Annotated in this window: 14 protein-coding genes and 1 other RNA gene; 7 read left to right on the forward strand and 8 right to left on the reverse strand. The window is 55.0% G+C overall.

Features of this window, described 5'->3' with window-relative positions:
• Positions 1-61: 61 nt before the first annotated feature.
• Together ACAF76_RS13230 and ACAF76_RS13235 are read right to left on the reverse strand one after the other, a co-directional pair.
• On the reverse strand, positions 62-829 hold the full coding sequence (locus tag ACAF76_RS13230; RefSeq protein ID WP_400164039.1) for a LytR/AlgR family response regulator transcription factor: 768 nt from the start codon (positions 827-829) through the stop codon (positions 62-64).
• On the reverse strand, positions 829-2,580 hold the full coding sequence (locus tag ACAF76_RS13235) for a LytS/YhcK type 5TM receptor domain-containing protein (protein ID WP_400164040.1): 1,752 nt from the start codon (positions 2,578-2,580) through the stop codon (positions 829-831). Before ACAF76_RS13235 ends, ACAF76_RS13230 begins: the two co-directional genes overlap by 1 nt.
• Positions 2,581-2,715: 135 nt before the next feature.
• Here ACAF76_RS13235 and asnB point away from each other — a divergent pair, with 135 nt between their 5' ends.
• Both asnB and ACAF76_RS13245 read left to right on the forward strand, forming a co-directional pair.
• Positions 2,716-4,563, forward strand: a complete 1,848-nt coding sequence (gene asnB, locus ACAF76_RS13240) for an asparagine synthase (glutamine-hydrolyzing) (protein WP_400164056.1) — start codon at positions 2,716-2,718, stop codon at positions 4,561-4,563.
• A gap of 152 nt (positions 4,564-4,715) precedes the next feature.
• A complete protein-coding gene (locus ACAF76_RS13245) occupies positions 4,716-4,931 on the forward strand; it encodes a hypothetical protein (RefSeq protein WP_400164041.1) in 216 nt (71 codons plus the stop codon).
• Between the two features lie 61 nt (positions 4,932-4,992).
• Here the strand turns inward: ACAF76_RS13245 and rnpB are convergent.
• Positions 4,993-5,380, reverse strand: an RNA gene (gene rnpB, locus ACAF76_RS13250) — RNase P RNA component class B.
• A 132-nt stretch (positions 5,381-5,512) separates the two neighbouring features.
• On the opposite strand from rnpB, the gene ACAF76_RS13255 reads away from it, so the two are divergent.
• Together ACAF76_RS13255 and ACAF76_RS13260 are read left to right on the forward strand one after the other, a co-directional pair.
• A complete protein-coding gene (locus ACAF76_RS13255) occupies positions 5,513-5,824 on the forward strand; it encodes a HesB/IscA family protein (RefSeq protein ID WP_400164042.1) in 312 nt (103 codons plus the stop codon).
• A 14-nt stretch (positions 5,825-5,838) separates the two neighbouring features.
• The gene (locus ACAF76_RS13260; protein WP_400164043.1) at positions 5,839-6,372 is read left to right on the forward strand and encodes a gamma carbonic anhydrase family protein; all 534 of its coding nucleotides are present in this window, start codon (positions 5,839-5,841) and stop codon (positions 6,370-6,372) included.
• Positions 6,373-6,468: 96 nt separating this feature from the next.
• On the opposite strand, the gene ACAF76_RS13265 is transcribed toward ACAF76_RS13260, so the two are convergent.
• On the reverse strand, positions 6,469-7,887 hold the full coding sequence (locus tag ACAF76_RS13265) for a PLP-dependent aminotransferase family protein (protein WP_400164044.1): 1,419 nt from the start codon (positions 7,885-7,887) through the stop codon (positions 6,469-6,471).
• Between the two features lie 119 nt (positions 7,888-8,006).
• On the opposite strand from ACAF76_RS13265, the gene ACAF76_RS13270 reads away from it, so the two are divergent.
• Positions 8,007-8,936, forward strand: coding sequence for a DMT family transporter (locus ACAF76_RS13270; protein WP_400164045.1), 930 nt, complete (start codon positions 8,007-8,009; stop codon positions 8,934-8,936).
• Between the two features lie 62 nt (positions 8,937-8,998).
• Here ACAF76_RS13270 and ACAF76_RS13275 read toward each other — a convergent pair whose 3' ends face one another.
• Positions 8,999-9,676 (reverse strand): DUF1385 domain-containing protein, encoded by a 678-nt coding sequence (locus ACAF76_RS13275; protein WP_400164046.1) that lies wholly within the window; start codon positions 9,674-9,676, stop codon positions 8,999-9,001.
• A 77-nt stretch (positions 9,677-9,753) separates the two neighbouring features.
• On the opposite strand from ACAF76_RS13275, the gene yfkAB reads away from it, so the two are divergent.
• Together yfkAB and ACAF76_RS13285 are read left to right on the forward strand one after the other, a co-directional pair.
• Positions 9,754-10,869: a radical SAM/CxCxxxxC motif protein YfkAB gene (gene yfkAB / locus ACAF76_RS13280; protein WP_400164047.1), complete on the forward strand. Its 1,116-nt coding sequence runs from the start codon at positions 9,754-9,756 to the stop codon at positions 10,867-10,869.
• Between the two features lie 32 nt (positions 10,870-10,901).
• Positions 10,902-11,174, forward strand: a complete 273-nt coding sequence (locus ACAF76_RS13285; protein ID WP_400164048.1) for an alpha/beta-type small acid-soluble spore protein — start codon at positions 10,902-10,904, stop codon at positions 11,172-11,174.
• An 18-nt stretch (positions 11,175-11,192) separates the two neighbouring features.
• On the opposite strand, the gene ACAF76_RS13290 is transcribed toward ACAF76_RS13285, so the two are convergent.
• The 3 genes from ACAF76_RS13290 to ACAF76_RS13300 all read right to left on the reverse strand — a co-directional run bounded on the left by ACAF76_RS13290 (position 11,193) and on the right by ACAF76_RS13300 (position 12,836).
• Positions 11,193-11,378: a hypothetical protein gene (locus ACAF76_RS13290; RefSeq protein WP_400164049.1), complete on the reverse strand. Its 186-nt coding sequence runs from the start codon at positions 11,376-11,378 to the stop codon at positions 11,193-11,195.
• A gap of 115 nt (positions 11,379-11,493) precedes the next feature.
• Positions 11,494-12,285 (reverse strand): carbon-nitrogen family hydrolase, encoded by a 792-nt coding sequence (locus ACAF76_RS13295; RefSeq protein WP_400164050.1) that lies wholly within the window; start codon positions 12,283-12,285, stop codon positions 11,494-11,496.
• 176 nt (positions 12,286-12,461) lie between these two features.
• A complete protein-coding gene (locus tag ACAF76_RS13300; RefSeq protein WP_400164051.1) occupies positions 12,462-12,836 on the reverse strand; it encodes a LysM peptidoglycan-binding domain-containing protein in 375 nt (124 codons plus the stop codon).
• Positions 12,837-12,939 lie beyond the last annotated feature (103 nt).

Here is a 12,939-nt window from a genome sequence, read left to right on the forward strand (position 1 = left end):
CAACATGTCGGAAGCGATGCGCGAAATGCAAAAATTCCTACCTGTTTGGAAGTATTTGGTCCTACCCTTCCAACCGCTTCAGCAGCTCTTTGACCATCGTGCGAGAGACAGGTATGCGAATCTGCCCGTCACCCTTCACAGTCAGGTTGTATGCTCCGTTAAACCACGGTTCCAGCGCGCTTACATACTGGAGGTTGACCAGATAGCTTTTATGCGTGCGGAAGAAGTCATAGGACTGGAGCTTCTCCTCCAACTGCGTCAACGTCATCTTCGTCGTAAAAAACTTCTTTTGTGTAACAATTCTCACAATTCTTTCTTCACGGACGGCATAGACGATGCTGGCAGGATCAATGACCTCCAGCCGGTTGTTTTCTTCGACCAGCAGCTTGGGCAATTTACCCGGGACAGAGACTGCCGGTGATGCCGGCTGTGTCGCTGGCTGTGCCGCCTCTGCCTTGCTTTTCTCCAGCCGCTCCCGTACGCGCTGCAATGTTTCCGTCAGCCTTTTTGGTTCTGTTGGCTTCAGCAAATAGTCCACCGCATTCAGTTTGAACGCCTCAACTGCGTAATCTTCATAGGCGGTGGAAAAGACAATCAACGGCTGCTGCTTGCGCGATGCCAGCATGCGCGCCGCTTGTGCCCCTTCCAGCTCGGGCATTTTAATATCGAGAAAGACCACATCGGGCTGGTGGGCTTCCACCATTTCAAGCAGTTCTCGTCCGTTGGTAGCATGCGGCAGCAATTCCACATCCGCTTCCTGCTGCAGCAAATAGTGAAGCTCTTCTCGAGCCAGCCGCTCGTCTTCGGCGATCATCACGCGAATCGGCATTACTCCATCTCCTTTCTGTGCAGGGGTATGGCGAAAGTCACGCGACATCCCCCCTCTGGCTTGTTCACAAACGAGAGTGCTGAGACACTGCCCAGCAAGCTGACGAGGCGCTGGTTGACGTTGTACACGCCAATTCCGTTTCCGTTGCGGCTCTCCAACTGGATTTTCCCGATTACACCCAGCTTCTCCTCTGGAATGCCTGCCCCATTGTCCTCGATGCTGATCCGTATCAAATGCTCTTCTTTTTTCACTACCAGCTTGACCTCTCCTCCGCTTGGCTTGTGATGCAACCCGTGATGGATGCTGTTCTCCACAAGCGGTTGAAGCGTACCGGGCGGAATCAGCGCGTCATCCACTCCCTCGGTCACCTCACAGTACACAGCCAATTGCTCGGAAAAGCGGATATTGATAATTTCCAGGTATGTAAACAAATGATCGAGCTCTTGCCGCAGTGGAATCAGCGGGCTTGAGGTCAGGCGCAGGTTGAGACGCATGAAGTTGCCCAACTGAATCGTCATGTGGCGGGCGAGCTGCGGATCGATGCGGATCAGGGTGACAATCGAGTTCAGTGTATTGAACAAAAAGTGCGGGTGAACCTGCGCTTGCAGCATGCGTACTTCCGCGTCTTTCATCAGGCTTTTCATCTTTTCCGTCAGCTCCAGCGTCAACTGGTTGGAAATCAGGTTGCTCAATCCTTTGGCGAGAGCCTCCTGGACCTTGCCGATCTGCTGCGGTCTGCGAAAGTACAGCTTGATCAGCCCAACGACACTCTCCCCTTCCCGAATCGGTACGAGAATCGCCGCCTGCAGCGGACAGTTTTTCTTCGTACAGGAGAGCACTTCCCGGTTGAGGCCTTTTTCAATCATCCCGCTATGGAGCACGCGCATGTTCAAATCGCCGCGTATCGTCTCGCCAGGCAGGTGGTGGTCTCCCCCCGCGCCGACGTGAGCGAGAATCTTCTCCCGGTTGGTGACTGCAACTGCCGCCGCCTTGACTTCGTGATGGAGCAACAGCGCCGCTGCCTGGGCCGTTTGCGGGGTAAGCCCCATTTTCAGGTGCGGCAAAATCCGCTCGGCAATCGTGAAGGCCCGCTCTGCCTCCAATGCCGCAGAGCGCTCCTCTTCCCGCATCGCCACCCGGATCATCGTCGTAAAAATGGCGATCGAAATGCTGTTGGTCAACACCATGGGAATACCCACGACATTGACTACCGTGCGCACCAGTTCAGGCGGCCCGGCGAGAATCAGCAACAGCGACATCTGCACCACCGGAGCGAACATCCCGATAAACAGCGCCTTGGACGGAGAGATGACCCTCTCCTGGGAGAAAAAACGGGCCACGTACCCTGCCAAAAGTCCGGTCAGTGGAATGGAAATCCCTACTGGAAGAGCAGCGAATCCTCCCAAGGTGTAAATGTGCGCACCGGCAATCAGACCTGCCAAAAGCCCTACTACAGGTCCTCCGAGCAAGCCGCCGATGACGACCCCGACCATCGTCGAACTGGCGATCAGTTCGTTTTCCCCCAGAGCGAATATCCACAATGCCGGGAAATACGCCTCTTCCTGCACGACGATTCCGGCGTACGTACCGGCAATCCCGAACAGTCCGAACAGGATGGAATAGGTAATCGACGTGCCCAGATGCCTCTCCCTGTCCAGCAGCTTGCGAAACAGTGGAATTCGGGTAAGAATAAATGCAAATGTAAGCAAAATGCCCATTCGTTCGATGAGCATGACAGTCAAGTGATCCACTGTTACCCCCTCGTTTTTACGTACAATAGGGTAATCATTCAACCTTTCCCTTCCATTTCCTGCCGGACAGACAATACATCTGGGCTTTTTGCATAGGATGTGTGTGCAACGCTTCAGGGAAGGATGATGATGAATATGTGCGGAATTACAGGATGGCTGGATTGGGAAAAAGACCTTTCCCAGGAGCGGACTGTTTTGGAGAAGATGACAGCCTGCTTGAGCAAAAGAGGGCCGGATGCGGAAGGCTTTTGGCTGTCTCCTCGCGTCGCCTTTGGCCATCGGCGCCTGGTGATTGTCGATCCGTCGGGCGGGGTGCAGCCGATGACGGCATCACATAGCGAAACGAGCTGCACAATGATTTACAATGGCGAGCTGTACAATACAGAAGATTTGCGGCAGGAACTGATGGCTGCGGGCCATACCTTCCGCTCCCACTCCGATACGGAAGTGCTGCTCCATGCCTATTTGGAATGGGGAGAGGCGTGCACGGAGCGATTGAACGGAATCTTCGCCTTTGCGATTTGGGATGAGCGCGCCCACCGCCTGTTTCTCGCCCGTGACCGGATGGGGGTCAAACCGCTTTTCTACGCCCAGCGGGGCAGCGCGTTTTTGTTTGCTTCGGAGCAAAAAAGCCTGCTTGCTCACCCGGATGTTCGCCCGGTGCTGTCACGCGAAGGCTTGGCTGAGGTGTTTGCGATCAGCCCGGCGCGTACGCCAGGCCACGGCGTCTTCCATGACGTGCACGAGGTGCGTCCCGGCCACTCCTTGACGGTCACTCCTGATGGCGTGCGCCACCGTCGCTACTGGCGCCTGGAAAGCAGGCCGCATACGGACGATCTGGAACAGACGGCAGCGCGGGTTCGGGAGCTGGTGACCGATTCAATCCAGCGCCAGCTCGTCGCCGATGTCCCGGTGTCCACCTTGCTGTCCGGCGGGCTTGATTCGAGCGTGATTACCGCCGTAGCCGCTGCCTATTTCAAAGAACAGGGACGCGGCAGGCTGCACACCTACTCGATCGACTATGTCGACAATTCCCGCTACTTCAAATCAAGCGCTTTTCAGCCGAATGAAGACGCGCCGTTCGTGCAAATCGTCTCGGATTATGTAGGGACGCAGCACCACACGATTACCTTTGACACCGATGAATTGATCGAGGCGCTGCGCACTGCCACGTTGGCCCGGGACTTGCCGGGAATGGCCGACATCGACGCCTCGCTGTTTCTGTTTTGCCGGGAAATCAAAAAGCAGGCGTCCGTCGTCTTGTCCGGTGAATGTGCCGACGAGATTTTTGGCGGATACCCGTGGTTCCACCGCGAGGACCTGCTCTACGCCGGGACATTCCCCTGGGCACGGGCGACGAAGGAACGCTGCGCCTGGCTTGCACCCGAACTGCGGGAGTGGGTCCGGCCCGAAGAGTACGTGGCGCAGCGCTACGAGGAGACGCTCGACGAAGTGCCCCACCTGCCCGGAGAAGACCCGCTGGAGGCGCGCCGCCGGGAGATGTTCTACCTCAACCTCAACTGGTTTATGAATACGCTGCTCGACCGCAAAGACCGGATGAGCATGGCCGCCAGCCTGGAGGCACGCGTTCCGTTTTGCGATCATCGCATCGTCGAATACGTCTGGAATATTCCCTGGGAGATGAAAATGTACGGCAATCGCGAAAAAGGCATTTTGCGCAAGGCGATGGAGGGAATCTTGCCGGATGAAGTGCTCTACCGCAAGAAAAGCCCGTATCCGAAGACGCACAATCCGGCGTATGCCGAAGCGACCCGCGCATGGCTGCTGGAAATTTTGCACGATCCCTCCTCACCGCTTTTGTCGCTCGTCGACGTATCGGCCATTCGCAAGCTCGCCGAAGCGGATGCCGAAGCCTCGGGAATTCCTTTCTTTGGTCAGTTGATGAGTACGCCGCAGATGTTCGCCTTCCTCGGCCAGCTTGATTTTTGGCTGCGCGAGTACAACGTCTCCATTCAGCAATAGTGCACCCATACACAACAAGCAGACGGCCGTTTGCAGGCGGCTTCGTCTGCTTGTTCATTTTCCTTTGCGGACTGTGAAATTCCAAAGCTGTTTTCAGCGTATGTACTTGTGGTAGGATGACAGAGGACAAACTGTCAGGAATGGGTGCTAATGTGAAAAACAACAAGCTACGGGTTATCTGGATCGTACCGAATCTGTTTTGCTACATCATGTTCCTCGGAACTTTGCTGTTTGTACTCACCCATGCAGAAGAATTGCGGGAACTAAACAGACTATTCATCTGGGTGCTGACGTCGTTTTCCCTTTTGCTCGTCTCGTTGTTTGGGAGCTATCGCATTTGGAGCTGGATAAAAGAAGGGAAAATGTAGCGGGCAAATCAAAAAACCGCCTGCATCAGCAGACGGTTTTTGGTTTCGTTCCAGCAGGAAATGCTGTAAGCCAGGTTCTGTCTCTCCCGTGCTGCAAGCGGGACTCATTCCCTCGCACCAAGAGCGGTAGTCATCTATCTATGGCATCCATAGACACCATCCGTCCCTCCGTTCAGTTCCTTCAGGACGGTTCCCCTACCAAATTTGGGTTTCTCGCTCGCAGGGTTTACCGCGTTCCATCTTCCCTGTCGCCAGGAAAGCTACGTTTCTGTGGCACTTTCAGCGTACTCGGGCCTCAGAGAGAGCCCTTTCCACGCCGTCAGCAGGCATAAGCCTGCTGCCCTGGTTTGCACCAGGTACGAACACTCCAGGCATCTCAGCCTGGGCGAGCCTGGACTTTCCTCTACCGCCCATCGGCAAGCCGATTGCGGCAGCGACTACCCGCATTTCCTGCGTTCATCAGTAAAATTAACTCTATCACAGGCCGAAGTCATGGTCAACAGAAGAACAAAGGAAGCACTGCCAAATTGTTCATCTGTCAGCCTTGTAGTACAATATACGTGCTATAAGGAGGGTTGCCTGTGATTACGATTACGCCGCAGGCTGCTGCACGCCTCTCCCTGCTCATCAGCCAGGAGCCTGACGCTGACCAGTTGGGAATTCGGTTGTTGCCAACGACCACCGGCTGCGGCAGCGACACGTTTGGCATCACGATTACCGAAGCTGCACCTGGCGAGCAAGTGGCCGTCATACACGGCATCCGCCTTTTTTACAACAGCTCGGATGTGGACGTCTTGCGTGGCATCCGGATCGATTTTGATTCATCCACCGGGCGTTTTTCGATTTTTTCTCCTCGCCCCATGCAAAACGACTGTCATATCCCACCACACTAGGAGGCTTTTCGACTATGCTGCTATTGCCTTTTGAAAACGCAGTCCCGCGCATTCATCCTTCTGTATTTCTAGCCAAGGGAGTGGTGATCTCCGGGGACGTGGAAATCGGCGAAGATTCTTCCATTTGGTACAATTCGGTCATTCGCGGCGACATCGCTCCGACCGTAATCGGACGACGGGTAAGCGTACAGGACAACAGTACGCTGCATCAAAGCCCGAACAATCCGCTGATCCTCGAAGACGAGGTAACGGTCGGACACAATGCCGTGCTGCATAGCTGCATCGTACGCCGCGGTGCTTTGATCGGAATGGGCGCGATCGTCCTGGACGGGGCGGAAGTCGGCGAAGAGGCGATGGTTGCCGCCGGAGCACTGGTTCCACCCGGGATGAAAGTGCCGCCGCGCACGCTCGTCATCGGATCGCCTGCCAAAGTGAAGCGGGAGCTGAACGAGGAAGACTTCAAGGAGTTGCGTCGCATCCGCCAATCGTACGTCGACAAGGGCAGGATGTACCGTGAGCTCGAACAGAACCCGCTGCCGCGGGACTAGTGAAAAAAGCCGCAAAAAAGCGGCTTTTTTATGTCTGCGCATAGCTGCTGACATCCTCCCCGCCTGCTGTCCCCTCCGGCAAAACGGCTACCGTATTCACGAAAGCTCCCGGTATATCCGAACGAGGTTGCGCATGCCTTCCCGCAGTTGCTGTTCGTTCACATACGAGTAGCTGATGCGCAGCCACGACTGCATCGCCCGCAGCGGGTCGCAGATCGAGCCGGGGACAAAGGTAATGGATTGCTCGATGCATGCGGCAAGCAGACGCTCCATCTGGATCGACTCGGGCAGCTTGGCCCACACATTCAGACCGCCTGCCGGACTCGTCCACTGCCAGTCCGTATCAGCCAGCTCTGCTTCCATGATCTCCTTGCGCACACAGAGGGCGATTCGCAATTTCTCCAGATGCTGCTGCATGCGATCCGAAAAGAAGTAGTGCAAAAAGATTTTTTGATTGAGCAGCGGTGTGCCGCTGTCCATCAGCGACTTCGCCTTGATGAGCAGCTTCATAATCGCCGGACGGCAGGCCACCGTAGCGATCCCTAAGCCTGGCGCGACGTATTTGCTAAAGCTGCGCAAGTACACGACCGTTCCAGTCGTGTCGTAGGAAAACAGCGGCAAGGGCGGCTTGTCGCCAAAGTAAATGTCGCGGTACGGATCATCCTCGACCAGCAAGCAATGATATTGCTGCGCCAATTCGACCAGTCGCTTGCGTTGTTCGGCAGGGACCGTGTACCCGGTCGGATTGTGAAACGTCGGGTTGAGATAAAACAGGCGCGGCTTGCTGGTTTGCATGAGGTGTTCTACCTGGTCGAGGTCATAGCCGGACTCGCTGATTTCCACGGGAACGATCGTCGCTCCTTCCCGAAGAAACAGATCGATCGCAGGACTGTACGTGGGTCGCTCGATCAGCACGGCGTCCCGGGGCTTGACAAGCACCCTGGCGATCAGGTCGATAGCCTCCTGTGACCCGCACGAGATCAACAGCTCATCCGGTGACAGGTAGAAGCGGTACTCTTCGCTAAAGTAGCCGCACAGCGCCTCTCGCAGCTCCTCATCCCCCTGTGTCATCGAATACGTTCCCAGAACTTTCGGGTACAGGTCGAACACGCGCTTCACGTACGCGGAGAAGTACAAATTAGGCAGCAGGTTCGGATCGAGCAGCGCTTTGGAAAACTGGTACGTTGCCTCCACCTGATGAATTTCGGAAAGATGGCTGTCCTGCACGTAGGCAGAAATGATCGGGTCATGGTCCGGATCGAAGCTCAGGCTGCCGCCGGGCTGCACGTAATAGCCGGATTTATCCTTTACATAGACGATCCCATGCTGCTTGAGCAACTGGTACGCCTTGAACACCGTCAGCCGGTGCACGTGAAACTGTGCTGCCAACACGCGAACAGACGGCAGCTTTTCGTGCGCTTTCCATTCGCCGCGCCGGATTCGCTCCAGCAAGTAGTCGTAGATCTGGGAAAAGCGCTTTTCAGTATTAGCACTGGCCAGCCCCTGTCGTTTCATGCAGGCATCCCCCTTCCCGTTCTTATCCATGATATGCGAGTGAACGGTCGTAACTGTTCTATTTCGAACAATCTGTTCTATTCCCTTCCGCTTATGATTGCAAAAAGGGAGGAATTGACATGGTACTGTTCCATTACATCGTGATGTGCCTGATCTTCGGTACGACGTTTTTGGCGATCAAAATTGGCATCGACGCCGGGGCTGCCCCGTTTTTCTCGGCAGGAATCCGCTTTTTCCTCGCAGGCGTGCTCCTCTTCGGCTGGATGGTGTGGAAGAAAAAAGCGAGTCTGTCGCTTCTGTTTCGCAAAGAAATGCTGTTCACCGGGATCGGATTGACGTTTGGGACGTTCGCCACCCTGTACTGGGCGGAGCAGTACGTAAGCTCCGGGATTGCCGCCGTCTTGTCCGCCACAGGCCCGCTGATGATTCTGCTGATCCAGTCACGCCTGACCCGTCAAAGACTTTCCAGGTTGTCCTTGAGCGGCTGCCTCATCGGCTCGCTCGGCGTCGCACTGCTCGTTTTGCCCGGACTGACGATCGGCTACGACAAGTGGTGGGTGCTCGGCTGCATCGTCATCTTGATCGGCGAGCTGTTTTACGCTTCGGGAGCAGTGTACTCCAGGCGCGTCATCGAACGCTTCCAGCATACTTCCCCGATCGCCTTGAACGCCGCGCAAATGCTGCATGGCGGACTGCTGCTGCTGATTCTGTCGCTGTTTACCGAACAGCCGCATATCGGTTCGCAGGTCGCCGATCCGCGCGCTTTGTGGTCGCTGTTGTATTTGATCGTCGTCGGCTCGATGCTCGGCCACACGATTTTTTACTGGCTCGTCGCCAAGACCAACCCGGTCTTTCCGTCCACCTGGCTGTACATCTCTCCGTTGATCTCCTTGTTTCTCGGCGCCGCATTGTACCAGGAGCAACTTTCCCTGCTGTCGCTGACAGGTGGCATCGCGATACTGGCGGGCATTGTGCTCATCAACCTGAAAGGCCTGAAGAAGCTGATCGAAAAAGAGCCAAGCGCGGTGCGAAACGCTGGCCATCAGTAATCACAGTTCTGCTAAAAAAAACGGAGAGGGTCTGTCCCTCTCCGTCTTTGCGTCGTTTTCTTTCATGCCGCCTGACGATCCCGATCGCGCATATGCTCGAACAGGATGTAGGAGCGAATCGCCGTTTCCAGATGCAGCCTGTCGGGCTCCTTCGTGGTCACATGCCTCTGGAAAAAGGCCGACAGTTTGTAGGCAAACCCGCAGTATTTGCGGAGGAACCGATCCCCCAGCATACCTCCCAGCAAAGCCGCAGCCCCGCACGCGAGGCTCCACTCCACCGGGAGAAACAAGATAGTCAGCAAAAACCCGATAAAAAACCAGACGACCAGATTCGTCGAACAGCCAGCGTTGACAATGTCAGCGCGGGCGATTTTGTCGATGGCATCCAGCGATTTCTTGCCGCCATAGCTAAACACTTTATGCTCTGCTCCATGAAATTTTTTCAAGCCCCGTGGAAACACAAAATGAAATCCCGCCACATAGATCGCGACCCATGCCGGGTTGATGAATGACCAGGACGGGTTGATCAAGCTGGCGACCACATATGCGACCAGTACAAGGTGAAAGAGCTGATAGTACCATGGAAAGGAAAAAAAGATGCGGTACCACAGCTTGAGGATCGTCTTCAGTGTCATTTCTTCCGCCCATACGTGAATGACTCCGTTCTTTACTTCGGCGCAGGCGAGCACATCCCGATCGTGAAACAGCACTCCCCGTCCAAACGATATTCCCATAATCATCGTATTTTCTATTCTCCTTTGCGCTCCAAAGTCGTTATAATAAGTGAATGTACGCGAAATGAAGGAGGTTTTTTCCAATGATCCGCATGGTTCCAACCAAACCGCTAACACCAGAGTATGACCCATGGGAGCCATTGCTGCTGGCCACACCACCTGTCTACAAACTGACAAGCGTGGAATTTACGGTAACCAATCTGTGCAACTTGCGCTGTGAACACTGCGCTGTTGGTGACACGTTGCGATATAAAGACGATCCGTCTTTGCCTGTCGATCTGTTGCTGCGTCGACTCGACGAGGCTGTCAACCTGCGTACGATTAGTATAACAGGCGGCGAACCGATGTACAGTGAACGAACCGTCAAGGAAGTCATCCTGCCGATCCTGCAATACGCCAGCCGACGCGGACTGCGCACCCAGATCAACTCCAACATGACGATGCCTTACTCCCGGTATGAGGTACTATTGCCCTACCTCGATGTGATGCACATCTCCTGGAACTGGTCTACGCCCGCGGAGTTCCATGATATTGTTTACGCAAAAACACCACAGGCGGTTTCCGAAAAACAGGCGGAAAGTGCATTTATGAAGATTATGGAAAACGTCCGCAAGCTGTCGGATGCGGGGGTGTTCGTCTCCGCGGAAACGATGCTCAACAAACGCACCTTGCCCAAGCTGGATGTCCTTCACCAGCAAATTCTGGAAATGGGCTGCCGCCGCCACGAAGTGCATCCGATGTACGCGAGTGACTTCGCACGCGACCTCGAGGTGCTGACGCTGGAGGAGCTGCGCGAAGCGATTCACCGCATGCTGGACATCCGCAACGAGGACGTCTGGATGCTGTTTGGCACCCTGCCTTTCTTCGCTTGCAGCTCGCTGGAAGCAGACCGAGAGCTGATCTTGCGTCTGCGCCAGGCGAAACACGTTACTACGCGCAACGACCCGGACGGACGCAACCGGCTCAACGTCAATATTTTCACCGGCGATGTGATCGTCACCGACTTCGGCGACGTCGAACCGCTCGGCAATATTACGACGGATTCACTGGACACGATCTTTGCCAACTGGCAATCCCACCCGCTAAACCAAGGCATATCGTGCTACTGCCCGGCGGCAAAATGCCTCGGTCCGAACCTGCTTGTCGCCCATACGTATTATCCTGAGACGGATTTTTCCACGCGCAAAGCATTGGTCTGATTGGGCATCCTACATACCAGAGGTGATCAGGGATGAGCAGACGCAGACGTCCCCTCGTTTCGACTGCCCGGCCGGGACTGGACCGATTGAAGGCACAAGTCGCGAATGTAGCAGACCCGTCCCAGGCCAAGTACGAAGTGGCCAAAGAGCTGCACGTCCCGCTGAAGCATGGGTATAACGGGCAGTTGCCCGCCCATGATGCTGGACGGATCGGCGGGCAGCTAGGCGGGAAAATGGTGAAGGAACTGGTGCGGATGGGGATGGAATCGCTCCGTGCCAACGAAAAGGAAGGACGCCTCCCTTAGCGGAAGCGTCCTTTTTCATTAGCGCAAACGATCCAGCTTCTTCGCGCTGGCTTTTTTTGGCAGAATCGTCCGACTGATGTGGCTGACCTTGTGAAACGAGTCAAACACTTGGTCGATGACCTCTACGAGCTCACGAATCTGCACGACCTTACCGTACACACCCAAAAAATGATGGCGTACATCTTTTCCATTCAACCCGAACAAGTCCGCACCCCCTCCTCCGTTCTTCTCCTATCAACCTATGCAAATCCGGTACGATCGGAAAATCAGAAGCGGGCGGCGGTCAGCCCATTTTTTCCCGCATGCGAGAGCGAAAATGCTACAGCGCGTACAACTGGCTGCGGCGATCGGCAAAGACAGGGGTTTGCTCCCTTACCTCATCCACCAGCGCCAGGTCCAGTTCAGCCGTAATAATCGCTTCCTGCTGCATGCCTTCGTTCACCACTTCGCCCAACGGATTGACGACCAGCGAATGTCCGCAAAAAATCGTCCCGCCGCCCTCGCCAACCCGGTTGCAGGCGACGACGTACATCTGGTTTTCGATGGCACGCGCGATCAGCAGTTGCCTCCAGTGATGGAGACGGGGATGCGGCCATTGTGCACACACGACCAATACTTTTGCACCACGCAAGGCCAGAGAACGACTGTACTCCGGAAAACAGATGTCGTAGCCAATCACTGACGCAATATTCTGACCATCGACTATGTACAATCCGGGGGTTTCTCCAGCAGTCACATATTTGTCTTCATCCACCTGCCGATACAGATGAACCTTGGAGTAGCTTCCTGCTTCCACACCATTCCGATCCAAGACGTAGGTAGTGTTGTATACGTTTATTCCTTTCCTCTCCGCGATCGATCCGCCGATCACATGCGCGTCAAGCTGCAATGCCGTCTCACGCAGCAAGCGTTTTGCCTGCGCTCCCTCATCGTCAGCGATCTCCTCGAAGCGGGGCAAATCATAACCGGTATCCCACAGTTCAGGCAACACAAGAATATCTGTTTTTCCGCCTTGGGCCAATTGGGCGACGTACTTCCTGACCATCTCCCGATTATTATCAGGTTGCCCAAACGCGATGTCCATTTGCAGCATGGCCACCTTCCATTTCATGTATTTCCCTCCCTGACCATATGTTTCTTTCATGGTAGCTTTCCACTGGTTTCAATTCAAGATAAAAAATGAGAAAAATCTACTAGTGAAAACGAGGATTTCGCCTGCATGAAAGATGAAAAATGCCCAAGATGAACATGTCATCCGGGCATTTTTGCGGGTAGTGTGATACGCGATCAAGTGCGAGGGGTCGGTGTCGGCCGCGGAGTAGCTGTCGGGCGAGGCGGTGTCGTCGGGCGCTGCTCAAGCTGCCGCACCTGATTCTCCAGACGCTGAATCCGCCTTTGCAATTCGTCCACCCGGTCGTCTACTGCGGTGTAATCGGAACGCAGCGCATCGACCCGTCTTTCCACCCGCTCCAGTCTGCGCTCGAAGTCATCTGTCGGGACTGGGGCAGGCGTAGGCGTGGCGATTGGAACATACAAAATTTGCCCGACGTAAATGTAGTACGGGTATGGAATGTTGTTGGCTCTGATCAGGTCTTGGACAGAAATGCCGAAACGAGCGGCAATGCTGCTTAACGTATCCCCGGAACGTACAGTATAATTCACGCGTACTCCTCCTTGATTTCATTTCCTACGTTAACAGCCTATGCCTAGCAGCTATCAGCGGAAATAAACCAACACCCATTTTTGCGGAAATGGTTATACACCC

Source organism: Brevibacillus sp. TJ4, assembly GCF_044627595.2.
Taxonomy (GTDB): domain Bacteria; phylum Bacillota; class Bacilli; order Brevibacillales; family Brevibacillaceae; genus Brevibacillus.

Coding starts and splice junctions, on each gene's coding strand:
- ACAF76_RS13230 (WP_400164039.1), bottom strand. CDS start 829: ATGCCGATTCGCGTGATGATCGCCGAAGACGAGCGGCTGGCTCGAGAA.
- ACAF76_RS13265 (WP_400164044.1), bottom strand. CDS start 7,887: ATGAAACGACAGGGGCTGGCCAGTGCTAATACTGAAAAGCGCTTTTCC.
- ACAF76_RS13295 (WP_400164050.1), bottom strand. CDS start 12,285: ATGAAATGGAAGGTGGCCATGCTGCAAATGGACATCGCGTTTGGGCAA.
- ACAF76_RS13260 (WP_400164043.1), top strand. CDS start 5,839: ATGCTGCTATTGCCTTTTGAAAACGCAGTCCCGCGCATTCATCCTTCT.
- ACAF76_RS13270 (WP_400164045.1), top strand. CDS start 8,007: ATGGTACTGTTCCATTACATCGTGATGTGCCTGATCTTCGGTACGACG.
- ACAF76_RS13285 (WP_400164048.1), top strand. CDS start 10,902: ATGAGCAGACGCAGACGTCCCCTCGTTTCGACTGCCCGGCCGGGACTG.
- ACAF76_RS13275 (WP_400164046.1), bottom strand. CDS start 9,676: ATGATTATGGGAATATCGTTTGGACGGGGAGTGCTGTTTCACGATCGG.
- yfkAB (WP_400164047.1), top strand. CDS start 9,754: ATGATCCGCATGGTTCCAACCAAACCGCTAACACCAGAGTATGACCCA.
- asnB (WP_400164056.1), top strand. CDS start 2,716: ATGTGCGGAATTACAGGATGGCTGGATTGGGAAAAAGACCTTTCCCAG.